The sequence below is a fragment of the Hymenobacter sp. DG01 genome (assembly GCF_006352025.1).
Classification (GTDB): domain Bacteria; phylum Bacteroidota; class Bacteroidia; order Cytophagales; family Hymenobacteraceae; genus Hymenobacter.
This window is the reverse complement of record NZ_CP040936.1, coordinates 3,527,915-3,550,008: the sequence shown is the minus strand read 5'-3', so window position 1 is coordinate 3,550,008 and position 22,094 is coordinate 3,527,915. Positions and strand designations below refer to the sequence as shown.

20 protein-coding genes are annotated in these 22,094 nt (G+C 58.5%); 8 read left to right on the top strand and 12 right to left on the bottom strand.

What is annotated here, in order from left to right; genetic code table 11:
• Positions 1-129: 129 nt before the first annotated feature.
• From FGZ14_RS15060 to FGZ14_RS15035, 6 genes are all read right to left on the bottom strand, one after another.
• On the bottom strand, positions 130-741 hold the full coding sequence (locus tag FGZ14_RS15060; protein WP_139925043.1) for a pentapeptide repeat-containing protein: 612 nt from the start codon (positions 739-741) through the stop codon (positions 130-132).
• Complete coding sequence (locus FGZ14_RS15055; RefSeq protein ID WP_139925042.1) at positions 741-935, bottom strand: hypothetical protein; 195 nt, start codon at positions 933-935, stop codon at positions 741-743. Before FGZ14_RS15055 ends, FGZ14_RS15060 begins: the two co-directional genes overlap by 1 nt.
• 88 nt (positions 936-1,023) lie before the next feature.
• Positions 1,024-1,410 carry a RidA family protein gene (locus FGZ14_RS15050; protein ID WP_139925041.1) on the bottom strand — a complete coding sequence of 129 codons (387 nt, stop codon included), beginning with the start codon at positions 1,408-1,410 and terminating at the stop codon, positions 1,024-1,026.
• Positions 1,411-1,567: 157 nt separating this feature from the next.
• Positions 1,568-3,403, bottom strand: coding sequence for a glutamine--fructose-6-phosphate transaminase (isomerizing) (gene glmS / locus FGZ14_RS15045; protein WP_139925040.1), 1,836 nt, complete (start codon positions 3,401-3,403; stop codon positions 1,568-1,570).
• A gap of 114 nt (positions 3,404-3,517) precedes the next feature.
• Entirely contained in the window at positions 3,518-5,047 is a 1,530-nt protein-coding gene (locus tag FGZ14_RS15040) for a DUF4270 family protein (protein WP_139925039.1), read from the bottom strand.
• Positions 5,031-5,843 (bottom strand): glycogen/starch synthase, encoded by an 813-nt coding sequence (locus tag FGZ14_RS15035; RefSeq protein WP_139925038.1) that lies wholly within the window; start codon positions 5,841-5,843, stop codon positions 5,031-5,033. Before FGZ14_RS15035 ends, FGZ14_RS15040 begins: the two co-directional genes overlap by 17 nt.
• A 120-nt stretch (positions 5,844-5,963) precedes the next feature.
• Here FGZ14_RS15035 and panC point away from each other — a divergent pair, with 120 nt between their 5' ends.
• The 7 genes from panC (at position 5,964) to FGZ14_RS15000 (ending at position 12,246) form a co-directional block, all read left to right on the top strand.
• On the top strand, positions 5,964-6,815 hold the full coding sequence (panC, locus tag FGZ14_RS15030) for a pantoate--beta-alanine ligase (protein ID WP_139925037.1): 852 nt from the start codon (positions 5,964-5,966) through the stop codon (positions 6,813-6,815).
• 137 nt (positions 6,816-6,952) lie between these two features.
• Complete coding sequence (gene panD / locus FGZ14_RS15025; protein ID WP_139925036.1) at positions 6,953-7,300, top strand: aspartate 1-decarboxylase; 348 nt, start codon at positions 6,953-6,955, stop codon at positions 7,298-7,300.
• Between the two features lie 123 nt (positions 7,301-7,423).
• Positions 7,424-8,440: a lysylphosphatidylglycerol synthase transmembrane domain-containing protein gene (locus tag FGZ14_RS15020; RefSeq protein WP_139925035.1), complete on the top strand. Its 1,017-nt coding sequence runs from the start codon at positions 7,424-7,426 to the stop codon at positions 8,438-8,440.
• 20 nt (positions 8,441-8,460) lie between these two features.
• On the top strand, positions 8,461-8,940 hold the full coding sequence (gene rfaE2 / locus FGZ14_RS15015; protein ID WP_139925034.1) for a D-glycero-beta-D-manno-heptose 1-phosphate adenylyltransferase: 480 nt from the start codon (positions 8,461-8,463) through the stop codon (positions 8,938-8,940).
• A 71-nt stretch (positions 8,941-9,011) separates the two neighbouring features.
• Positions 9,012-9,710 carry a zinc metallopeptidase gene (locus FGZ14_RS15010; RefSeq protein WP_139925033.1) on the top strand — a complete coding sequence of 233 codons (699 nt, stop codon included), beginning with the start codon at positions 9,012-9,014 and terminating at the stop codon, positions 9,708-9,710.
• A 315-nt stretch (positions 9,711-10,025) separates the two neighbouring features.
• A complete protein-coding gene (locus FGZ14_RS15005; protein WP_139925032.1) occupies positions 10,026-11,165 on the top strand; it encodes an acyl-CoA dehydrogenase in 1,140 nt (379 codons plus the stop codon).
• Between the two features lie 157 nt (positions 11,166-11,322).
• Positions 11,323-12,246, top strand: a complete 924-nt coding sequence (locus tag FGZ14_RS15000; RefSeq protein ID WP_139925031.1) for an AraC family transcriptional regulator — start codon at positions 11,323-11,325, stop codon at positions 12,244-12,246.
• 155 nt (positions 12,247-12,401) lie between these two features.
• Here FGZ14_RS15000 and FGZ14_RS14995 read toward each other — a convergent pair whose 3' ends face one another.
• The 3 genes from FGZ14_RS14995 to FGZ14_RS14985 are packed head-to-tail and all read right to left on the bottom strand — an operon-like array spanning position 12,402 to position 14,288.
• Positions 12,402-13,172, bottom strand: coding sequence for a geranylgeranylglyceryl/heptaprenylglyceryl phosphate synthase (locus FGZ14_RS14995; RefSeq protein WP_139926126.1), 771 nt, complete (start codon positions 13,170-13,172; stop codon positions 12,402-12,404).
• The gene (locus tag FGZ14_RS14990) at positions 13,150-13,893 is read right to left on the bottom strand and encodes a hypothetical protein (RefSeq protein WP_139925030.1); all 744 of its coding nucleotides are present in this window, start codon (positions 13,891-13,893) and stop codon (positions 13,150-13,152) included. The genes FGZ14_RS14995 and FGZ14_RS14990 overlap by 23 nt, the downstream gene beginning before the upstream one ends.
• An 8-nt stretch (positions 13,894-13,901) precedes the next feature.
• Entirely contained in the window at positions 13,902-14,288 is a 387-nt protein-coding gene (locus tag FGZ14_RS14985; RefSeq protein WP_139925029.1) for a phage holin family protein, read from the bottom strand.
• 145 nt (positions 14,289-14,433) lie between these two features.
• Between FGZ14_RS14985 and FGZ14_RS14980 the strand changes: the two genes are divergently transcribed.
• Entirely contained in the window at positions 14,434-15,582 is a 1,149-nt protein-coding gene (locus FGZ14_RS14980; protein ID WP_180754369.1) for a J domain-containing protein, read from the top strand.
• A gap of 190 nt (positions 15,583-15,772) precedes the next feature.
• Here the strand turns inward: FGZ14_RS14980 and FGZ14_RS14975 are convergent, their stop codons facing one another.
• The 3 genes from FGZ14_RS14975 to FGZ14_RS14965 are packed head-to-tail and all read right to left on the bottom strand — an operon-like array spanning position 15,773 to position 22,058.
• Positions 15,773-17,287, bottom strand: a complete 1,515-nt coding sequence (locus FGZ14_RS14975; RefSeq protein ID WP_139925027.1) for a SusD/RagB family nutrient-binding outer membrane lipoprotein — start codon at positions 17,285-17,287, stop codon at positions 15,773-15,775.
• A gap of 19 nt (positions 17,288-17,306) precedes the next feature.
• Positions 17,307-20,915 carry a SusC/RagA family TonB-linked outer membrane protein gene (locus FGZ14_RS14970; RefSeq protein ID WP_139925026.1) on the bottom strand — a complete coding sequence of 1,203 codons (3,609 nt, stop codon included), beginning with the start codon at positions 20,913-20,915 and terminating at the stop codon, positions 17,307-17,309.
• A 60-nt stretch (positions 20,916-20,975) separates the two neighbouring features.
• Complete coding sequence (locus tag FGZ14_RS14965) at positions 20,976-22,058, bottom strand: FecR family protein (RefSeq protein ID WP_139925025.1); 1,083 nt, start codon at positions 22,056-22,058, stop codon at positions 20,976-20,978.
• Between the last annotated feature and the right edge of the window lie 36 nt (positions 22,059-22,094).

The window sequence follows — 22,094 nt, the reverse complement described above, 5'->3', positions numbered from 1 at the left end:
GCTGATTTGCGCCCGATTCAGGTCCGTGGCGCGCCGCAAAGGTAGGTAATTAGCCGGGGAGGTAGGATGATATAAAATAGGCCGCGGGAGCAGCTGGTCAGTAGCTCCATCAGCCCCGGGCCAGCGTCTTTACCCAACAAGTAAACCGTGCTTTATGAGCAGCCCGGGCAGGCTCAGCAGGGCAAAGCGTGCGTTCTTCAGCTCATTCAGCTCGGGTTCCAGCACTACGTTCTCAGCCGTCCGGAAATCGGCTCCGTTCAGGTGCGTGTGCAGAAACACGGCCCGGTCCAGCTGGCAGTTCTGGAACACGGCCCCGGTCAGGTCGGCCTGCGTGAAGTTGGCCTCGCGCAAAGAGCACTCTACAAAGCGCGTGTTCGGCATCACGCGGCCTGAAAAGGACGCATAATCCAATTGACACCGGTCGAAGTGGACGCTGAACAGCATGTCGCGGCAGGCTTCAAACGGTAGCCCCAGTAGCTTGCAGCCGTCAAAAGCTATGTTCTGCAAGGAAGTGTTAGCCAAGCTGGTACCGGCCAGATTACAGTTTTCAAACCGGCACTCACTAAACAGGTAACCCGCCAAGCTAGTCTGACTGAAGTCGAAGTTGAGAAAGTGGTACTGCTCGAACTCCCGTTCGCCTGCTAGCCCGGGCGGTAGGGTCCGGGTGAGCACCCGTTCCGGCGGGAAATACTCGGGCTTGGACTGAGCCTTCGGGGCTTTACGAGGGGTAGGGCGGCGCATTATTCCTGATTTCTGAACCGAAGCCACAGGATAAGCCCCAGCAGCACGGCCCCACCCCGGATCAGCCAGGCCGTAGTCGGGCCCCAGTTATTGATCCAGTCGAGCAGCGGAAACCGGAAGTTAGCGGGCAACAGCAAGGGGGCTATCATGGCAACCAGTCCGGCCATAAACAGGAAAATGCCTACCTCTTTCATGTAAAGCAATCAGGAAGATGATGAAATAGAGACTCGGCCGCTCAACCTGCTCAGCTACGCTAAGCGGAGCAGGTTGCTTGGGCGGTCGTTACTTCGCGGCAATACAGGAAATTTCTACCTGTACGTCTTTGGGTAGGCGGCTTACTTCCACCGTTTCGCGGGCCGGCGCATAGTCAGCGAAAAAGTAGTTGCCGTAGATTTCATTGATCAGGCCGAAGTTACCCAGGTCTTTCACGAAGATGGTGCACTTCACCACGTCGCGCAGGGTATAGCCCGCGGCTTCCAGCACAGCCTGCAGGTTGCGCATTACCTGATGGGTTTCCTGGGCTACGTCGCCCTCACCCACCAACTGGCCCGTATCTGCGTCCAGAGCAATCTGGCCTGAAACATAAATAGTGTTGCCGGCCTGAATAGCCTGGCTGTAGGGACCAATAGGAGCGGGAGCCTGGGCCGAATAAACGATGGTATTTGCCATGGGAGGGTGGTAGTTGAAAAAGGAGGTGTTGAAGCGTCAAAGTAAACTGAAAAACCGAGCCCTAGTGCTTTCTGGCGGTGGCGGCAGGCGGTTTCTTTAGAGAAAAGAAAAAGCCACTTCAGGCAACTGAAGTGGCTTTTTCTTTTCTCTAAAGAAACTACTCTACCGTTACCGATTTAGCCAGGTTACGGGGCTGATCGACGTTGCAGCCGCGCAGCACCGCAATGTGGTAGGAAAGCAGCTGCAGGGGCACTACCGATACCAGTGGCATCAGCACCTCGCTGGTGGCGGGCACTTCAATGGTGAACTCCGCCATTTCCGGAATTACCGTGTCGCCTTCCGTCACAACGGCAATAATGCGGCCTTTGCGGGCCTTCACCTCCTGAATGTTGCTTACTACTTTCTCGTAGGAGCTGTCTTTGGTGGCAATAACTACCACCGGCATGTTCTCGTCGATGAGGGCAATGGGACCGTGCTTCATTTCAGCGGCGGGGTAGCCCTCCGCGTGAATGTAGCTGATTTCCTTGAGCTTGAGGGCTCCTTCCAGGGCTACCGGGAAGTTGTAGCCGCGGCCCAGATACAGGAAGTTGGGCACGTCCTTGAAGATCTTCGAAATCTCCTCGATTTCGTCGTTCAGCTGCAGGGCCTTTTCTACTTTCGCCGGAATGGTATTCAGCTCCATCATCAGCTCACGCAGCTTGGTGTCGGAAAGGGTACCACGCTTGTGACCCACAATCATGGCCAGCAGGGTCAGCACAGTTACCTGAGCGGTAAAGGCTTTGGTAGAGGCCACGCCAATTTCAGGACCGGCGTGGGTATAGGCGCCGGCATCGGTGGCGCGGGCAATGCTGCTGCCTACCACATTGCAGATGCCGAAGATGGTAGCCCCCCTGCTCTTCGCCAGCTCAATAGCAGCCAAGGTGTCTGCCGTTTCGCCCGACTGAGAAATGGCAATTACAATGTCGCGCTCCGTGATGATCGGGTTCCGGTAGCGGAATTCCGAGGCGTATTCCACTTCCACAGGAATGCGCGCCAGGTCCTCAATGAGGTATTCGGCCACCAGGCCCGCGTGCCAGGAGGTGCCACAGGCCACAATAATGATGCGGTCGGCGTTCACAAACTTGCGCTCATAGGCCCGTACGCCGCCCATGTTCAAGTGGCCGGCTTCCAGCTCTAAGCGGCCGCGCATGGAGTCGAGGATGGAGCGGGGCTGCTCGAAAATCTCCTTCAACATGAAGTGCTCGTAGCCGCCTTTCTCAATCCGGTCCAGTTCCAGCTCCAGGGTCTGAATATAAGGCGTCTGCTTAACGTCTTCCTTGGTGCGGATTTCCAGCTGCCCGTCTTTGATTACTGCCAGCTCGTAGTCATTCACGTATACTACTTCGTTGGTGTATTCGATAATGGGCGTAGCGTCGGAAGCCAGGAAGAACTCGTTTTCGCCTACCCCAATCACCAGCGGAGAGCCTTTACGGGCGGCAATCAGCTGGTTCGGGTCGTCTTTGCTGAGCACCACAATGGCGTACGCTCCTACTACTTCGTGCAGGGCCAGGCGCACAGCCTCTTCCAGGGAGCAGTTATTCTGCTTCTGAATTTCCTCAATCAGGTTCACAAACACTTCCGTGTCCGTGTCGGAATGGAACACATGGCCCTGCTGCTGCAAGTGCTGCTTGAGGGCCGCGTAGTTCTCAATGATACCGTTGTGAATGATGGCAATCCGCTCCGAGGTAGAGTAGTGCGGGTGGGCGTTTACGTCGTTCGGTTCCCCGTGGGTGGCCCAGCGAGTGTGGCCCATGCCAATGTTGGCGTGCGTATCTTTTTCTGCAATAAAAGCCTCCAGGTCAGCTACCTTTCCCTTTTTCTTGTAAACACTAAGCTGGCCGTTGAGCAGTGCTACGCCGGCAGAGTCGTAGCCGCGGTATTCCAGGCGGCGCAGACCTTTGATGATGATGGGGCAAGCCTCACGGTGCCCAATGTAAGCGACAATCCCGCACATAATTTGGTTGGTTGTGACAGAGCAGAAACTTCCGAGAAATGAAAGCAAAAACGGGCGGCATCGGCAAAAGCCGTGCCGCCCTTGTAGGCCAATCTACCTTAGCACATAATGCTGTTAGCGGAGCTTGGAATAATATACGCGCAGCTTGATTTTAGCAGCATCAGGTTGCGTAGGGTTCACAAGCTGGGCCCGATTCAGGGTCAAGTTGGCGTTGGTGCGCAAAACCGGTGACAAGAGCAAGGCCGAAGGCCGTTCCCCATTCAGGCGGTCCTGTAGGTAGGCCTGCAGGTACTCAGTAAGCGGCATGCTGTAATACTGAAGTGCCTCGTAGCTAGGGTATAAGGCGGCCGCAGCGGGGTCACCAACACCGGTAGCTAACGACTGGGTGCCCTGTACGAGGCGCTCTGCCTGAATCAGCCGCTCGTAGGTGGTAGCACCCACCGTGCGCTGCAAGGGCTGATTGCTGGCATTAACCTCGTAGAGGTACACACTATTAATGCCCGGGTAAGGAAACAGCCCGTTGGTGTTCTGCCTGATAGGCAGCAGCAGCTCAGCCCGGTTTACAGCCAGCTCCGAGTTGTTCATGAGCGCCTGCAGCCCCGAGAGTTCAATGCGGGTAGCCAGACCCACTCCGTCTTGAATGTAGGTCAGGTCTTCCGTAGCGGTGGCGCTAACCTGCTGCCCGGTAGTAGCCAGGCTGGCCAGGGCAGTACCTGAGAAATCGGTGGAAAGCCGGGTGAAGTACTTCGGGCCGGTTGTTGGAGCCTCGGTGGGCAACGGGCCTGCTACCAGGCTGTAGGAGTGATACCGGCCCGACTTGCCTTTAATACCGGCCGTGCCCTTCACATTGTTACCACTGAAGTAGAACACGATCCGGGAATTATAAGAGCGGTTGAAGCTGACGATGTTATCGGCAAAGCCTTCGGCGGGGGTCAGGGCAATACCTTTCCACGCAGCGTTCAGTTTATCCTGGCTCATCGGGGTGCTTTGCAGAGCCGCAAACGTGGCATTAGCCAGGGCGGCCGTAGCCGGGTACTTCAGCAGACGAAGCCGTACTACCTTGTCAGGCGTCGTCACCTGCACGCTGTCTTTCTTATCTGCTGTGTTGGAAGCCAGTTGCTGCCACACTTTCAGCTCGCGGTTAAGCGGAGCCGCCAGGTTGCTGGCCAGCACCGTATTGGTTGGAGCTGCCGAAGCGGAGTTATACACCGTCCGGTTGTCGAGGGGCTGCTCCAGGGAGGCGAAGTTGAACCGCAGCGGTTGGTTTGACGTGCCATACACCTGATCAAACCCCAGGCTGAATACTACTGAATCCAGCCGTGCCGCAGCACCAGGCAACGAGTCGGCGGGGCTCAGCAGGGAGTTGTATTGCAGGTTTAGGTATGCCTGAGCCGTGGTGGTACCTACTTTGGCATCCCGCAGGCGGCCCACCAGAACCTGGTTGCTATTAACCGTCTCAATAGGCTGCTGCCGTACAGTAGCCGTTGAAACTGGCAGATCAAGGTATTGCGAGGTAATAGGGGAAGTGCCGGGCAACTCCAGGCCAACATCATTGGCTTTCTCGCAGCCTGTGGCCAAGCCTAGCAGCGAAACGGCAAAAAGGGAAACCGACGTAAGTCGGCTGGCGCTAGCTGGCCAATTCATTATAGAGAGCGTAGTAAGAGGTCAGCAGGTTATCGTCGGCGCCGACCTGCTCAATTTGTTTCTTGGCTGAATACTCCGTGAACAGGGTGTTCAGGTTTTCACTGAACGACTCGTCGGATTTTACTACTGTATCAGAATACTCCATACCTACCTTGATGAAGCCACCAAAGTCAGCGGTTTTCAGGGCCGCCAGCATGTCGTCCTCAATGTCCAGCATCTTGGCCTTCTCAATGATGTCGCCCTCAAATTTGTGGTCGAACTCATTGTTGTAGATGGTGAACACCGATTTGGCGTCCTTGAAAATCGGGTCCTTCTTGTAGGTCGTTTTCAGGTACATCGGAATCAGGCCCGTCATCCAGTCGTTGCAGTGCACAATGTCCGGAGCCCAGCCCAGCTTCTTTACGGTTTCCAGCACTCCTTTGCAGAAGAAGATAGCCCGCTCATCGTTGTCGGCGTGAAACTTGTCGTTCTTGTCAACCAGTACTGATTTGCGGTGGAAGTAGTCTTCATTGTCAATGAAGTACACCTGCAGCTTGGCGTTCGGAATGGAGGCAACCTTGATGATCAACGGCTTTTCGTCCTCGCCTACGGCAATGTTGATGCCCGAGAGCCGCACCACTTCGTGCAGGCGGTTCTTGCGCTCATTGATGATGCCGAAACGGGGCACGAAAATGCGGATTTCCATCCCCATTTCCTGCATTCCCTGCGGCAGCCGCCGCAAAAACTCTGCTACCTTGGTGGTCTGCAAAAACGGGTTGATTTCCGTGGCAGCGTAGAGTATTCTCAACTTGGACATATAGAGTCAGTTGGGGTGATTAGGAATGGGCAACACTTTGGGATGCACAAAATTAAACATTTTTGAGGGAAATTTCAACCAAACCTACTTGGCCACTCGCTGGAGCGGTCATTCTACTCTATGGAGATACTGAACACCGCGGCTGAGTTGCAAGCCCGTACCGAAAATTGGCGGCAGGCTGGTAAGCGTATTGGCCTGGTGCCAACTATGGGTGCCCTGCACGAAGGCCACCTGCAGCTGGTGCGCGCATCCGCTCAGGAGTGCGACGTTGTTGTAGCCAGCATCTTCGTGAACCCTACCCAGTTCAACAACCCCGACGACTTCCGCCTTTACCCGCGCCTGCCCGAGGCCGATGCAGAGCTGCTCGGGCCTGCTGGCTGCACGGCCTTGTTTCTGCCGGCCGTGGCCGATATGTACCCCCAGCCTACGGTGCTGCACTTTGATTTCGGGCCCCTGGAGCGCGTAATGGAAGGGGCACACCGGCCGGGACACTTCAACGGGGTAGCGACGGTAGTAAGCAAGCTGTTTCACCTGAGCCGGCCTCACCGGGCGTACTTCGGCCAGAAAGACCTGCAGCAGGTGACTATCGTGCGGCAGTTGGTAGCTGATTTGTCGTTTGATTTGGCGGTGGTGGCCTTCCCGACCGTGCGCGAGGCCGATGGGTTGGCTATGTCGTCGCGGAACCGCCGGCTCGATGCGCCGGCCCGCGCCCTGGCCCCGCGCCTGTACCAGAGCCTGCAGCTGGCCGAAGGGCTGGTGCAGGCGGGCGAAGCCACCCCGGAGGCCGTTCGGGAGGCAGTGCGTGCGTTTTTAAGCTCCCAGCCCGCTATTGAGCTGGAGTACATAGAAGTAGCCGATGCCCAGACCCTGCAGCCCCTGACGGATTGGCAGCCCGGCCGGCCGGTGGCCTTGTGCCTGGCAGCTCACCTGGGCGGAGTCCGCCTGATTGATAACGTAGTGGTTGAGCGGTAAGCCGGGGGTAGGGGTAGTGGCAGGGCAGAGCGCTTTCCGTGAGCAGGCGAAGCCTGGGCTGCTACTTCCGGCCACTGCCGCATCACTCATTCCCGGTTCGTATCTTTGCGGCCCAAAATTCACCCGCTTTTTTATCCATGCACATCGAGGTTCTCAAGTCAAAGATTCACCGCGTAAAGGTTACGCAGGCGGAGCTGCACTACGTGGGTAGCATCACTATTGATGAGGACCTGCTGGACGCGGCCAACATGGTGGAAAACGAAAAGGTGACCATCGTGAATATCAATAATGGAGAGCGGTTTGAAACCTACACCATTAAGGGCGAGCGGGGCTCGGGCATGATTTGCCTGAATGGCCCGGCCGCCCGGCGAGTAGCCGTCGGCGACATCATCATTATTATTTCCTACGCCCTCATCGACTTCGCGGAGGCCCGGGCCCATAAGCCTACCGTCATCTTCCCTGATCAGCACAACCGCGTTGGGTAAGCACGCTACGCTTTGAAACAGGTGGCTGCCGAGCCAGAAATGAAATAGCCTGACCACCGGTTAGCTTCGTTCTGGTTCAGCAGCCACTTTTTTTGGGCGGGCTGCAAGCGCTTATTTATTCGTATGAAACGATTTCTGAACGTTCTGAAATACGGCTTGCTGCTGCTATTGTCAGGGCTATTGATGTGGTACGCCCTGCGCGGGCAGGAACTGCGGCTGGTAGGTGAGTACGTGCGCACGGCAAACTACGGCTGGCTGGGCCTGACGATTCTACTCTCGGCTACGGGCTACTTCAGCCGGGCTCACCGCTGGCAGATGCAGCTGGAAGCCAGCCGGCAGCGCGCCTCCTATTGGGATGTATATCACGCCATGATGGTGGGCTACCTGGCTAACTTAGTGCTACCCCGGATGGGAGAAGTAATCCGATGCTCGGTGCTGCAGCGCACGGGCCGGGTGCCGGTACAGGTGTCGCTTGGGGCCGTTATTGCCGAGCGGGTTATTGATCTGCTGATTCTAGCGGCCCTGATGGGCCTGACGCTGCTGCTGGACTTTCAGAAATTCTGGGCCTTTGTGGTAAGCTTGTTTTCAGATCGGTATAACTCACTGGCGGCGCACCAGGGGCTACTGGTGGCACTGCTGGCAACCGTGGTGGCGCTGCTGCTGCTTACAGGCTACCTGCTATTCCGCAACCTGGAGCGGCTGCGCCAGCATGCTCTGTTTGTGAAACTGGAAAACTTTGTGCGCGGCCTGCTGGATGGCGTATTCAGCATCCGGAAGCTCCGTAACCCTGGCCTGTTTCTATTGCACACGGCCTTTACCTGGCTGGTGTATTACCTGATGGACTACCTGGCGTTTTTCGCCTTTCCGGCCACGGCCGGCCTTACCCCCGCCGCCGGCCTGGCCGTGCTCACCTTTGGGGCGCTGGGCATGGCCGCACCAGTGCAGGGCGGCTTCGGGGCCTTTCACCTGATGGTGCAAAGCACGCTGCTGGTGTATGGCATCAGCAAGGAAGCCGGTATTGCCTATGCTTTAGTGGTACACGGCTCTCAAACCTTGCTGGTCGTACTCATGGGCGGCATCAGCTTTGTAGCCAGCATGATGAAATCGGGCCGCCGGGTAAAGCAGGTGGCCTTATCCTAGAACTCAGCCAGCCCAGTATCATGTGGACGAAAGATAAGATTATGCCCCTGGAGGCTTTACTACCCCAGGTAGCCGCCTGGAAGGCCCAGGGCGAGCGGGTTGTATTCACCAACGGCTGCTTCGACCTGTTGCACCTGGGCCACGTTGATTACCTCGAAAAAGCCCGACACCTGGGCCAGCGGCTGGTGGTGGGTCTGAATACCGATGCCTCCGTCAGTTGCCTCAAGCCCGGCCGGCCCCTGCAGGACGAAGTGTCACGGGCGCGGGTCTTGGCCTCGCTTTTGTTTGTGGATGCCGTAGTGCTCTTCGATGAGCAAACGCCACTGGCCCTGATTGAAGCCATCCTGCCCGACGTTCTGGTGAAGGGCGACGACTATCAGATCAGTGGAATTGTGGGCCACGAAGTGGTGTTACAAAACGGCGGCCAGGTGCTGACCGTACCACTGGTAACCGGCTACAGCACTACGCGCATCGTCGAGCGGATTTTGGGTAGCAACTAAGCAGAAGGGTAGGGAAAAGCTGCCGTCCCTCTTTGCTGCCGGGCCGCTCATCACCTCTAATTCTCTGCCCTATGTACTACAACTCAAGCCCCGTTTTTCTAATCATCATTCTGGCGACGATAGCCGGGTGGCTGATTCAGTGGCGGCTGCGAAGCAGGTTCAATCAGTATTCCCGGATCGGGCTGCAGTCGGGCCTCTCGGGCAAACAGATTGCCGAGCTCATGCTGGCCGACCACGGCATTACCGATGTGCGCGTGATCAGCACGGAAGGCCGCCTGACCGACCACTACAACCCCGCCGATAAAACAGTGAATTTGAGCGAGGCCGTGTACGCCGAGCGCAGTGCGGCCGCCGCGGCCGTAGCCGCCCACGAGTGCGGCCACGCCGTGCAGCACGCCACGGCCTATAGCGCCCTGCAGTTCCGTTCTGCCATGGTGCCGGCCTTGAGCGCGGTGTCCAAGTTCATGCCCTTGGTGCTGATGGCAGGCGTACTGATGATCCGGACAACCCTGATTCCGCTGGGGGTAGGCATTGTGTTGTTTTCGCTTACTACCCTGTTTTCCTTTGTAACCCTACCCGTGGAGTTTGATGCCTCCAAAAGGGCCCTGGCCTGGATTGACAAGCGCGGCATTGTAACCCCGCAGGAGCACAGCATGGCGAAAGACGCCCTCTGGTGGGCCGCTATGACCTACGTGGTAGCTGCCCTCAGCTCCCTGGCTACCCTGCTCTACTACGTGAGCATCTTTCTGGGCAGCCGCGACCGGCGTTAGTGCTGAGCATTGCTCACTTTAGAAAAGCCGCTCCGGATACTGGAGCGGCTTTTTACTGATTGCCTGATGCAAAACCAGCCGCTGCCGGCTTTGCCTTGGCCGTAGGGGGTAGGCCCAGATTGATCCACCGAAAAAATTACAAAACTCAACCAGAGAGGAAACAAAAACCGGACAGGATACCTTATTCGGCTAGCCTACTAAAAAATTGAGGCCTGGCTGCGTGATCTGCACACTTGTCAGTTAATTTTGAGGGCTGCCGGCGAATTTACGCCAGCTTCCTACGAATTGCTTTTCCCACCCCACCCTTACCAGCGCATGGATTTTCAGCTTACCGAAGAACAACTGGCCGTTCAGGCCGCCGCCCGCGAATTTGCCCAGTCTGAACTGTGGGCTGGTGTTATTGAGCGGGATGAACACCAAAAATTTCCCGCCGAGCAAATCAAGAAGATGGGCGAGCTGGGCTTCATGGGCATGATGGTAAGCCCCGAGTACGGCGGTGGTGGGATGGATACCGTGAGCTACGTGCTGGCCATGGAAGAAATCAGCAAAGTAGATGCTTCCTGCTCGGTTATCATGTCGGTGAATAACTCGCTGGTATGCTGGGGCCTGGAGAAGTACGGCACCGAAGAGCAGAAGCGCAAGTACCTGCCCGGCCTGACCTCCGGCGAAATCATCGGGGCTTTTGCCCTTTCTGAGCCCGAAGCCGGCTCCGATGCTACCAGCCAGCGTACCACCGCCGAGGACAAAGGCGACTACTACCTGCTCAATGGCACCAAAAACTGGATTACCAATGGCACCACCGCCTCGGTATATCTGGTGGTAGCCCAAACCAACCCCGAGCTGAAGCACCGTGGCATCAACGTGCTCATCGTGGAGAAGGGCATGGAAGGCTTTGTGCAGGGTCCCAAGGAAAACAAGCTGGGTATCCGCGGCTCCGACACCTGCTCGCTGATGTTCAACGACGTGAAAGTGCCCAAGGAAAACCGCATCGGCGAGGACGGCTTCGGCTTCAAGTTCGCCATGCAGGTACTGGCCGGCGGCCGCATTGGCATTGCCGCCCAGGCTCTGGGCATTGCCTCTGGCTCCTACGAGCTGGCTCTGAAGTACTCCAAGGAGCGTAAAGCTTTCGGGGTGCCGATTTCTCAGCACCAGGCTATTCAGTTCAAGCTAGCCGATATGGCAACCGCCATCGACGCGGCCCGCTTGCTGTGCCTGCAGGCCGCCGCCGACAAGGACGCCCACCGCGACTACGCCAAGTCGGGCGCTATGGCTAAGCTGTTCGCCTCCAAAACCGCTATGGATAGCTCCGTAGAAGCCGTTCAAATTCACGGGGGCTACGGTTTCGTGAAGGAATACCACGTGGAGCGCCTGATGCGCGACGCCAAAATCACCCAGATTTATGAGGGAACTTCTGAGATTCAGAAAATTGTAATCTCTCGGGAAATCCTGAAATAGGTTTTGAATTGCCTAAAAGTCAGAAGTATTGCACAAAACCCAGCCCTTTTTAGGCTGGGTTTTGTGTTTGTGTGAATTTTTATATGTTATTTTGCATTAGATAACTGCGGGGTACTATTTCTACCCCCACGCCCGAGATTTTAAATGCCCGTCAAAGATGGAAGATTATAATAAAGTGATTGAGTCGCTGGGTGTTCGGTACATCAAGGCGAAAAATCTGGTGTTGCAGCAGCCCTTTACGGTGCGCAATTCCTATGATGTAGGCAACAATCTTATTCTGTTGCACAAGGGCCGTATCTCTTTCGGCGATGAAGATCAGCTGGTAGAGGAAGGCGAAATGCTCTTTATTCCGGGTGGCCGCGCTACTAAGGTAACCTACGGCGAAACCTCGAGCAAGAGCATCACCAACGACGACCTCATCACGAACAAGGATAAGTTCTTCCACTCCAACTCAGACCTGGATCTGATTGGTGATGCTGAGGAAAGCCATTCTTTCGTCAGCTTCGAGGCCAAGGTGTTCGACTCTGTTAACTTCTTTGCCTCCCTGGACGTGCCGGCCTTCTTGATTACCGGTAACTCCAAGCTGGCGAACCTGGTCATTAAGGTGGTAGAGGAAAGCCTGCAGGAGCTGCCGGGCCGGGAGCGCCTCATCACTATCTACACCGAGAACATTGTGGTGGAGATTGTGCGCTACATCCTGAAGAACAAGATGTTTGTGGAGCAGCTGGCTACCAACAGCACCTACTTCAAAGATCCGCGCCTCATTGATCTGTTCAACTACATCAAGGAGAACATTGGCGGCGACCTCTCAAACAAGGTTCTCTCGGGCGTAGCCAACGTAAGCGAAGACTATGTAGGCCAGTACTTTAAGATGCTGACCGGCATTAACCCCCAAGACTACATCGAATACCAGCGCATGGAGCGCGCTGTATTCCTGCTGCGCACCACCAAGAAAAGCATCCGCGACATTGGGAAGGAAGTGGGCTACAAAGACACCGCTTACTTCTGCCGCCGCTTCAAGATGATGTTTGGCATTCCGGCTGGTAAGATGCGCCGCCGCGAGTCGGCCATGAACATCTAATCACGGATTCTGTGAATAGGTCTAGTGGTCTTTAGATCAACAAAAAAGCGCCCCGTTACCGCGGGGCGCTTTTTTGTTGGGTTGATGGCAGGCAAAAACGGATGTGCTGGGTGCTGAGCGAAGTGTGTGCTGCTTACAAAGCTTTATGGGCCGGCTTACTCCGTCAAAATTCGGGACTGATTGAACTGGTGCACCGTGCGCGCCATATCGGCCAAAAAGGTTGGCTCCTTTTCAATCTGGTTGCCGACGACGATTACATCAGCACCGGCTTGCAGAGCGGCCTGGGCTTTTTCGATGGTATTGATGCCGCCGCCCACAATCAGAGGTACTTCTACCGCTTGGCGTACGGCCCGGATCATGGCGGGTGCCACGGGGTAGAGGGCGCCGCTACCCCCATCGAGGTACATCAGGCGCAGGCCCAGCTGCTCGCCGGCCATGGCCGTGCAGGCCGCAATACCGGGCTTGTCGTAGGGTAGGGGGGTAGTACCACTGATGTAGCTGGCCGTCGTCTGGCGGCCTGTATCAACCAGCATGTAGCCGGTGGGCAGAATCTGGAGGTTGCTTTGGCGCAGCAGCGGGGCGGCAATTACGTGCTGCCCGATCAGAAAATCGGGGTTGCGGCCCGAAATCAGGGACAGGAGCAGAATACCGTCGGCCTGATCATCGAGGTGCAGGCTATGGCTGGGAAACAGCAGCACCGGCACGGCCGAGCGGCTTTTGATAAAACGAATGAGGGCAGCCTGGCGAGAGTTCATCACCAAGCTGCCGCCCACAAAAAAGTAATCTACAGGATGCTGTTCACTCAGCTCCAGTATCTGCTGGCAACTGGCCTCATCTACATTGTCGGGGTCCAGTAGTACCGCCAGAGACTTCTGGCCATGAGTCCGGCGCTTGCTTAGGGCATCATACAGGCTGGTGAGGCGCATCCGCGTCGTCGTGGTGGTAGGTAAATTCAATATCCTTGGTTTCTGGCTCGGTATGGACCGGGCCCGAAGATGCAAGGTCGGGATTTTTAAGGATAGGTAAATAGTCGCCGGCTTTCTTCGCAATAAATGCCATCAGCACGGCCGAAGCCTGTGCCACCAGCAGTTTACCGGTTTCTGACTGCAGAAACGCTTTTACCGATGAGGCCAGGATAGAGGACGCACCTGATTCCTGATGCGCTGCCGAGCGTGGAGCCGGTACCGAGCGGTAGGGGGTAGCCTCCTCGAAGCCTAGCGGCCGGAAGGGGTCAGCATCGGTATGATACACATCCGGGGCAAGCTGGGCCCGCTCGTGTGCCTGCGGGTGCCGCTGGCCCCGGTCGTACTGGTGGCGGCCGGTACCGAAGCCCAGGTCGTCGGTAATGGCCGTATCTACGGCCGTGGAAGCTTTCTGGCGTCGGGGCCGCCGGGAGCTGTTAAGCTGGTGCCGGGCGTATTCCTCATCGTTGTCGAGGGCGCGGTCTTTTTTTTTTCCGCCGAAGGCCTTCGAGAGCAGCCAGACGCCGCCCAGCACGCCGGCCCCAATGGCCACGTACTTGCTCACTACCTGGGTTTTGGCCTTAATGCCTTCGACCTCGCCCATCAGGGCGCGTTCATACTCCAGTTTCTGGCGCTCCAGAAACTCTTTTTCATCTTCAAACAGCGGGTTATGCAGATCGGCCATACGAGGGGTTAGGCTTGGCGTTTATCAGATTTATAAATGGTATTGTTCAGCAGCTTATCAGCTAGGCCCTGGAACAGCTTCTTATCTACCCCAACCACCAGAATAATGAGCAGTAGCAGATAAAAGCCAGCCACAATACCGAAGCCCCAATACGGGCTATCCAGCGCATCGTTGAGCAGCAGGCCCAGAAATACGTTCAGGAACAGGAAAAACATCAGGCCCACGAGGCCCAGCGTTACGCCGTGGACGGTGCCCACGAAGGCGGTCTTAACTTTTTCCTGCGTTTCAAGGCGTACCAGATCAATACGCGTATCGAGGTAGCCCATCAGATTGCCCATCAGGTTATCCGTGCGGGGCGTCTTGGTGGCATCGTCTTCAGTGGAGAACAGGCCCATAGGGGAGAATTTTTGCGAGGAACAATGTTACAGGTTCACAGGCCAGTAAACCGCGCCGAAGCCGGTTTGCCGGACAGCCCTTTCTTACGGAAAAGCCGGCGGCGTGTCTGAAAATTGCCGTACTTTTACTATATACCACCGCCGCTTGAGCCAGAATCATTACCAGATATTGGGCGTAGCTCCTACGGCTACGGCCCGCGAGATAAAGCTGGCCTACAAACAGCTGGCAATAAAGTACCACCCCGACAAGCATCAGGGCAGCCCCCTCTACGAGGACCTGTTTAAGGCTGTAGCCGCCGCCTACCAGGTCCTCGGCGATGCTAACCGCCGGGCCCAGTACGACTTTCAGCTACAGGTGGCAGCGCGCCGGGCCGAGGAAGCCCGTCGGCAGCAGCAATTCCGTAACCAGGGCCAGCGCGTGTACGGGGTGCCGATGCCCCCGCCCGCCGCGCCGGTACGCACCCGCCGCCCGGCCGGCTCCTTCGAGCGGCACTACCGCCCCCGGCCCAAGCAGCGCGCCCGGTTTACGCGGCGCGATTTGCGACTTATTCTGTTGCTGGTGGGGGCAATAGCCTTGTTTGTGCTTTCTGTGCGGGTATCTATGTACCGCATTACGGCGGCCAGCAACTATCAGCGCGGTTTGGCAGCCTATGCCCGGCATGAGTGGAGCGGAGCCCACAGCTTTTTCTCGGAGGCGCTGCAGTTTCGGCCCGACTATGCCGATGCCCTGCGCCGGCGCGGAGAGATTGAGGAGCTATTTTACCACAACCCCACCGCCGCAATTGCCGACTACCAGGCGGCCCTGGCCCAAACCACGGCGCCCGCCCGCCGCGCCCAACTGCTGGTGCGCCTAAGCCTATGCTACCGTGCCCTGCAGCGCCCCGATCAAGTAGAGGTATTTGCCGGGCAGGCGCTCCGGCAGGATTCTACCCTGGCGCGGGCACGGCTGCTGCATGGAGAGGCCCTGTTGTTTACCCACCGCTATGCCGCTGCCCACCGCGACTTTACCGCGGGCCTGAGGCACGCACCAGGGGAGCCAGCCTACCTGGCTGCCCGGCTGTTGCTCTACCGAGGGCTGGCGAGTTATAAAACCCAGGATTTGCGGGCGGCCCGCGCCGACTACTGGCAAGTACTGGCTACGTTTCCACGGTATGGGCAGGTGTATTTTCTGTTGGGTCGCATTGCCCAGCAGGAGGGCAACCCCCGGGAGGCTTGCGAGTTTTTTCGGCGGGCGGTGGTCCAGGGCTATGGTTTTGCGCAACGCGTGCGCGACGAGGTTTGCCCTACCCCCTAAAAAGAACCAGACCCTCTCCGCGTCCGGAGAGGGTCTGAGGTTCCACTAAAAATGCCGGATAAAAATCTGCTCCTAGTTGCACTGCACACACAATGCCCAATAATTGCGCTCGGGAGGGTTGGTAATGCTTTCGGATATAAGACCGGCAGCTGAGTTCTTCCCCCTAAGCCCCCTTATCGAAAAGAGAAATTTATTTATCCCACCACACGGGGGTGGTCAGGGCATCGGGGCCCTGCTGGGCCAGGGCGTTGTGGTAGGCGGTAGGGTTGAGGCGCTGCTCGGCCTGCGGATAGCGCAGGCGCCGAGGTACTTGGCCATTGGTTTCGCCAGGGTTTCGGATAGCCTGCAGTATTGGAAACCCCGTGCGCCGGTACTCGGCGTAGGCCTCGAAGCCATTGTGCCCAAAAAGGGAAAGCCACTTCTGGGTGATGATCTGTTCCAGGGCACGGGCGGGCATAAAGCGCACCCCGGGCTCCTGCAGGTAGGCCGCGGCTACATCGGGGTCTGTGATACCGGCCAGGGCCAGGGCCTCGCGCACACCGGCATTGTACCACTGCTCAGCCGTACCGGTTGCATCCCAACCGCGCAGGCAGGCTTCCGCGCGCAGAAAGCACACCTCGGCGTACGTCAGCAGGTTTAGGTCGTTGGTGATGGTGCGGTACCGGCTGCCGGCCTGCGAAAAGCTAGCGGGCGTGTATTCGCGCGTTGTTAGCTGGGTAGCCGAAAGACCGTTGGGCAGCCCTACCCGCGCCGGATTACTGGCCGATACGGCATCGGCAAAAACGGTTAGCCGGGGGTCGTGGTAGCGGGTTAGGTAGTCGATAAGGGTGGCGCTGATCCGGCAGTCGCCGAAGCCCAGCACCACGGCCAGCGGGTTCTGATTGATACGGATGCTACCCCCGGTGTTCTTCATAACGGCCGACTCCTGATGACGGGTCATTACGCCCGCCGCTAGTGCCTCCCGCACGTGCTGCTCGGCCAGGGCGGGGTAGGCCGTGGTCAGGCGCATGGCCGCCCGAAGCCGCAGGGAGTTAGCGAAGCGGCGCCACCGCTGATTAATTTCTGCCACCGACGATACCGGAAAAGCCGACCCCGGGTTGGCATACAGCAGGTCCGAGGCGCCAAAGCTGTCCTCGCGCGAGTCGTTGAGAGCAGCGGCAGCGGCTTGCAGTTCCTGCAGTAAGTGCGGGTAAATGGTCTGCTGCCGGTCGTAGGGCGGCCGCACCAGACCGGCCGCGCCCTCGAAAGCGGAAAAGTACGGGACGTCGCCCCAGTAGTCTGTTACGCGCTGAAACAGGAAAGCCCGCCAGATACGAGCCTGACTTAGCTTGTTTACCTCACCCGGCTGGCCCTGCACCTGCCTGATTGCCTGCTGCAGATCCATGCCGTAGCCCGAGTAGAAGCTGTTCCAGAAGGTGGTGGCCCACTGGTCGTTGCTCTCATAACGGTCAGTTGAGAAGCTGGGGGTAGAATTGGCGAAGTACTGCACCCACATGTTGGCGTGCAGATGCTCGCCTACCTGTTGGTCGTTGTCGTAGAGGGTGCCATACTTCAGGGCCCGGGCGAATAGCATGTCGGGCGAGGCCTCGCCGGTTTTGGTGGGGTCTGAATTGATTTCCTCAAATCGGTCGGTGCAGCCAGCCAGGGCCACTAAGGCCACGCTAAGGGCTATACGAGGCAGGCAACGAACAACGGAAAGCAGCATGGTGTGGCAGCAGGGCGGGTTAAAACTCCAGTGTAAGATAATAGCCCAGCATCTGGCTATTGGGGTAGCCCCCCGACTCCAGGCCCTGCGCCCGGGAAAGATTGTACGCCGATTCCGGGTCGAACCCTTTCGTAGCCCGCCTCAGGAAGCCCAGATTTCGCCCGATAATGGAAAAGCTGGCTCCCTGAAGCCGCCCGACGCGGCTGACGAAAGCCGCCGGCAACCGATACGTAAGCGTTACTTCGCGCAGCTTGATGAAGGTAGCATCATACACGAAGGGCTCCGAGAAAGTAGATAGGCGGGCCCAGTAAGCCTGCGGATTAACGTAGCGCCGGCTGGGGGTGTAGGTGTTGTCGGGGTTGCCCACGAGACCCTCTACCAGCAGCCCGCCAGTTGGCACCCAATCTTTGGGGCTGATACCTGCAGCTTCGCGGGCGTCTTCGGAGGCGTACCAGCCAGCCCGGCCCGCCAGTGTGGCGCGGGTGTTGCCGAACAGCGTCGCCTGTTGCTGCGAAGCCGAGTAAATCTGACCGCCCCAGCGCGCGTCCAGTAGCATACTAACGCTCAGGTTGCCGTAAGAAAAACGGTTGAACAAGCCTCCAAACCAGCGGGGCTGAAAGTTGCCCAACCGGGCAGTGGCCGGGCCGGGGGGTAGGGGCAGGCCATCAGCACCAACCAGCAGCTGGCCATCCGGAGCACGCTGCAGTTGGGTGCCCAGTATATCACCAAACGGCCGGCCGGCCTGGGCCACAACGGCCACGTTGTTTGATTCGTTGCCCAGCTGATAAAGCGGGTTGCCTTCTGCCAGGCGCACTACCCTGGAGCGGTTGGCGGCCCAGTTCAGGGTTACATCCCACCGCAGGCGCTGGCCGGGCCGGAGTGGTGCCGCTGAGGCTACCACCTCCAGCCCCTGGTTCTGGATGTCGCCGGCATTGAGAAGTTGGGCCCGAAATCCGGAGGTAGCCGAAATCGGGACGCTGGTTACCTGGTTGAAGGTGTTGCTGTGGTAGGCCGTAATATCCAGGGTGGCGCGGTTCCGACCAAAGCGCATTTCCGAGCCAACCTCTACCGAGCGGGTAATCTGGGGTTTCAGGTGCAGCACGGCCAGCTGGTCCTGCAGGTTGGCGAAGGGTTGGCCCAGGTGGGAGCTACCCACGCCCGGGGCCTCGGGCACCCCGGAACCCAGGTCATATTGAGTTGTCAACTCATAGGGGCCGGCGCCTTTGCCTACCTGGGCCCAGGAGGCCCGCATCTTCCCCAGGGTCAGAAAGCCCGACTTCCAGCCCAGCAGATCGGTGTAAGTGGCGGCCAGAGAAGCGCTGGGGTAGAAGTACGACCAGCTGCCCCGGGGTAGGGTAGAGTCCCAGTCGTTGCGGCCCGTAACCTCCAGAAAAACCGCTTCCCGGTAAGCCAGCTGGGCCCGGCTGAATACCGACTGCACTTCAAACCGGGAAAAAGAATATACCGGCGACCTACTGGCCGCGTTGTCCAATGTAAACACGTTGGGCTTTAGCAAGCCCTGGCCCGTTACCCCGGTGGTTTCGTTGCGCTTCTGCAGCAGGCTGCCAAATACCTGCCCCGTCAGGGACCAGCGTGGCCCTAGCCGGCGCGAACCGCTGGCAATGAAATCGAAGTTGTTTTCCCGCATGCGCAGCCGGCTTTGCGCCACGCCACCCCGGTCCGGCACCGCCGTATTGTTCCAGGAGGTGTAGCTGGCGTAGCGGTAGCCCACATCGGAAAGATAAAAATCGGTGCCCGCCCGCAGCTGCAGCCACAGGCCCTCGGTAAGGTCGTAGCGCAATGCCACAAAGCCGTTGCCGCGGTGCTGGTTGGCCTGGTTGGTGTTGAGGTAAGCCGCCCAGAAGGGATTCTGGCGCATGGTGTTGCGGAAGCCCGCGCCCAGGTTCTGGTTCCAGAGCACAGGGCGTAGCGTTAGCGGGTCGCGGTAAGAGCGCAGGTCGTCCAGGTCCACGCTGCGCGGCAGGTGCTGAAACTGCGTCATCACGTTGTCGGGGTTGGCGCCCAGGGTAGGCCGGTTGAAGTTGCGCGAGTAGATGTAGCTGGCTTTTACATCGGCCGATAACCGGCTGGTAAACTGCCGGGTGGCGCGCACGGTCACAAAGTCACGGGCTAGGCGGCTGTTGGGGTAGGTGCCCCGGTTGCGCAGGTCGGCCACCGATACGCGCAGGGTAGCCCGGTCGGTGCCGGTAGCCAGGGCTACGGTGTTGGCGGTGGTATAGCCCAGCTGAAAGAAGTCCTCAATATTGGTAGGCTGAGCCCTGAAAGGTTTTACCTGCCCGGTCCAGTGCCGTACCAGCTGCCCTTCCATGCGCGGGCCCCAGCTGCCCACCGATTCCAGCGCTTCCTCCACCTGCGGAAAGCCCTCCGGGGTCAGGATCAGCTTGCCCGCCGCATCATCCAGAAAGCGCCCCTGGGTGCCCTGCCCGTACTGGTTCTGGTAGTCAGCCAGTACGTGGGCCCGGTCGAAGGTGGTAGTAGAGCTGACGCTGAGGTGCAGGCCGGGCCGGCCCTTTTTAGTAGTGATAATAAGCACCCCGTTGGCGGCGCGGTTGCCGTACAAAGCCGCCGCGTTGCCGCCTTTCAGCACCGATAAGCTGGTAATATCTTCCGGATTGATGGCCGAAAGACCGTCGCCGGAATCATACCCCCCGAACCGGGTTGCCTGCAGCGGGTTTCGGTTGTCGATGGGCACCCCATCCACCACTACCAAGGGCCGACTGTCGCGGGTAAGCGACGTGTAGCCCCGGATGATGAGGTTGGTAGAGCCCATCGGCCCCGAGCCGCTCCGGCTGATTTGCACGCCGGCCAGCTTACCGCTTACTGAGTTGATAAAGTTCGGCTCCCGGGATTCCACTATCTGGGAAGCTGGTAGGTCCTGCACCGAGTAGCCCAACGACTTCCGCTCCCGCGCCAGCCCGAAACCCGTCACCACAACTTCGGCCAGGGTGCGGGCATCCTCGCGCAAAACAACTGCCATGGCCTGCCCCGGCGGCGCAACCCGCACTTCCTGACCGATAAAGCCCAGGGAGTTCACTATCAGTACGCTGTCGGTAGGAGCAAGGGGTAGGGCAAACCGCCCGTCGGCTGAGGCAACGGCGCCCCGGGTAGTGCCCTTTACCAGCACACTGGCCCCCGGTAAGGCCATGCCCGTACCCAGGGACGTAATCTGTCCGCGCAGGGTTCGCTCAGCAGCCGGGGCCGGCAGCACAGACTTGGTTGCGGACGCGGGGGTAGGGGGTGGGAACTGCAGAACAATCTGGTGGCCCACAATGCGGTAATGCAGACCGGCTGGGTGCAGCAACTGCTGCAGCGCCTCTTCCAGGGAGGCGTGGGCCAGCTTCAAGGCGGGTACACGCCGACCTTTTACCTGAGCCTCGCTGTACACAAAGGTGTAGTGCGTTTGGCGCTCCAACTCCCGCAGTACGGCCGGCAGCTCCTGCTCTTTGGTTTGAAGCGAAACGAACGGTAGGGAAGCCCCGGTTTGACTATATCCGGCGGTGGCTGTGACTAGCAGGGCAGCTGTTGCAAAGGCCTGCGGGTAGCGGCAGAACCCGGCACTACTTCCGGAACACGCCCGCGCTACGAATGCCGGCAGCCAGTACTTCATGTAAACGGAAGCGCGAAAAAGGAAGTGGTAAAATCTCTCCCAATATACGCTGCGCCGGGCTTACAACGTGCGGCCCGAAGCAGGCTCAGCAGCACAGCCCGGCCCGGTAATTAAAAGCTGGTTATCCGTCAGCTCAAACCCGAAAGTGCCCGTCAGGGACAGGATGCTGATGACCTCCCGCAGGGTTTGGTTGCGGAAGCGGCCCGTGAGGCGGCAGTTGCGCAGCTGTTCGTTGGCAAACCGCACCCGCACATTGAAGTGCCGCTCCAGGGTCCGGGCCACATCGGCCAGGGGTGTGCTCTGAAACACCAGGCCGCCCCGGCTCCAGGTGGCGTAGTCCTGGCTGTTTACTTCCTCCCGCCGCAGGGTTTCACTGGTTTTAGAATACACCACTCGCTGATTGGGCACTGCATACATCGTGTCGGGGGCCGATGTGGGGGCGTTGTGAATGAATGCTACCCGCCCCGTTACCACAGCGGTTTCTACCATGTCATCTTCCTTGTAGGCTTTCACATTAAAGGAAGTGCCCAGAACCCGCACCTGCTCCCGGCCCAGATGGATAACAAATGGCTGCTGAGGGTTATGCGCTACCTCAAAAAAGGCCTCTCCCTGCAGGTACACCTCGCGGCGCGGCTGCTTGAACGAGGAAGGAAACCACAGGCGGCTATCGGCGTTCAGCCACACGGCCGTCCCATCGGCCAGCAGTACTTTGGCGGTGGCTCCCCGCTCGGTTGCCTTTTCGGTGAAAGCCAGCGGCACGAATGTTCCCTGGTTGTAGTGGCGGTAGCCCCAGTAACCAGTTGCAGCGCTGCCAGCTATCAGCAGGGCGGCTACGGATGCCGCCAGACGGGTGCGCCACCACGGCTCCGGAGCTGATGCCGTGGGCAATGGTAGCCGATGGCGCCCGGCTGCCGCTAACTCGTCAGCATCGAGGCGGGCCAGCAGGCGCTCCAGGGCCGCGGCGGTATCGGCCGGCGCCACGGCCGGGGGCGGGCTTTGCCAGTACCGGCGGGTTTCTTCATACACTAGGCGCTCATTGGGCGAAGCCTGGGCCAGCCATGCATCCAGCACTTCGTGCTCGGCTGCTGAAAGCTCTCCGGCCAGGTCCTTCCCGATAAGTTCGTGTAGTGCTGAAAGCTCCATAGATAGAAACCGATAGATACGCCTTGTATAAGGTAT

What these genes read in the sequence shown, in the direction of transcription:
- FGZ14_RS14975 (WP_139925027.1), bottom strand. Translation starts at nt 17,287, where the DNA reads ATGCTGCTTTCCGTTGTTCGTTGCCTGCCTCGTATAGCCCTTAGCGTG.
- FGZ14_RS15020 (WP_139925035.1), top strand. Translation starts at nt 7,424, where the DNA reads ATGAAACGATTTCTGAACGTTCTGAAATACGGCTTGCTGCTGCTATTG.
- FGZ14_RS14965 (WP_139925025.1), bottom strand. Translation starts at nt 22,058, where the DNA reads ATGGAGCTTTCAGCACTACACGAACTTATCGGGAAGGACCTGGCCGGA.
- rfaE2 (WP_139925034.1), top strand. Translation starts at nt 8,461, where the DNA reads ATGTGGACGAAAGATAAGATTATGCCCCTGGAGGCTTTACTACCCCAG.
- FGZ14_RS15035 (WP_139925038.1), bottom strand. Translation starts at nt 5,843, where the DNA reads ATGTCCAAGTTGAGAATACTCTACGCTGCCACGGAAATCAACCCGTTT.
- FGZ14_RS15040 (WP_139925039.1), bottom strand. Translation starts at nt 5,047, where the DNA reads ATGAATTGGCCAGCTAGCGCCAGCCGACTTACGTCGGTTTCCCTTTTT.
- FGZ14_RS15000 (WP_139925031.1), top strand. Translation starts at nt 11,323, where the DNA reads ATGGAAGATTATAATAAAGTGATTGAGTCGCTGGGTGTTCGGTACATC.
- FGZ14_RS15005 (WP_139925032.1), top strand. Translation starts at nt 10,026, where the DNA reads ATGGATTTTCAGCTTACCGAAGAACAACTGGCCGTTCAGGCCGCCGCC.
- FGZ14_RS15050 (WP_139925041.1), bottom strand. Translation starts at nt 1,410, where the DNA reads ATGGCAAATACCATCGTTTATTCGGCCCAGGCTCCCGCTCCTATTGGT.
- panC (WP_139925037.1), top strand. Translation starts at nt 5,964, where the DNA reads ATGGAGATACTGAACACCGCGGCTGAGTTGCAAGCCCGTACCGAAAAT.
- FGZ14_RS15060 (WP_139925043.1), bottom strand. Translation starts at nt 741, where the DNA reads ATGCGCCGCCCTACCCCTCGTAAAGCCCCGAAGGCTCAGTCCAAGCCC.
- FGZ14_RS14970 (WP_139925026.1), bottom strand. Translation starts at nt 20,915, where the DNA reads ATGAAGTACTGGCTGCCGGCATTCGTAGCGCGGGCGTGTTCCGGAAGT.
- FGZ14_RS14985 (WP_139925029.1), bottom strand. Translation starts at nt 14,288, where the DNA reads ATGGGCCTGTTCTCCACTGAAGACGATGCCACCAAGACGCCCCGCACG.
- glmS (WP_139925040.1), bottom strand. Translation starts at nt 3,403, where the DNA reads ATGTGCGGGATTGTCGCTTACATTGGGCACCGTGAGGCTTGCCCCATC.
- panD (WP_139925036.1), top strand. Translation starts at nt 6,953, where the DNA reads ATGCACATCGAGGTTCTCAAGTCAAAGATTCACCGCGTAAAGGTTACG.
- FGZ14_RS15010 (WP_139925033.1), top strand. Translation starts at nt 9,012, where the DNA reads ATGTACTACAACTCAAGCCCCGTTTTTCTAATCATCATTCTGGCGACG.
- FGZ14_RS14990 (WP_139925030.1), bottom strand. Translation starts at nt 13,893, where the DNA reads ATGGCCGATCTGCATAACCCGCTGTTTGAAGATGAAAAAGAGTTTCTG.
- FGZ14_RS14995 (WP_139926126.1), bottom strand. Translation starts at nt 13,172, where the DNA reads ATGCGCCTCACCAGCCTGTATGATGCCCTAAGCAAGCGCCGGACTCAT.
- FGZ14_RS15055 (WP_139925042.1), bottom strand. Translation starts at nt 935, where the DNA reads ATGAAAGAGGTAGGCATTTTCCTGTTTATGGCCGGACTGGTTGCCATG.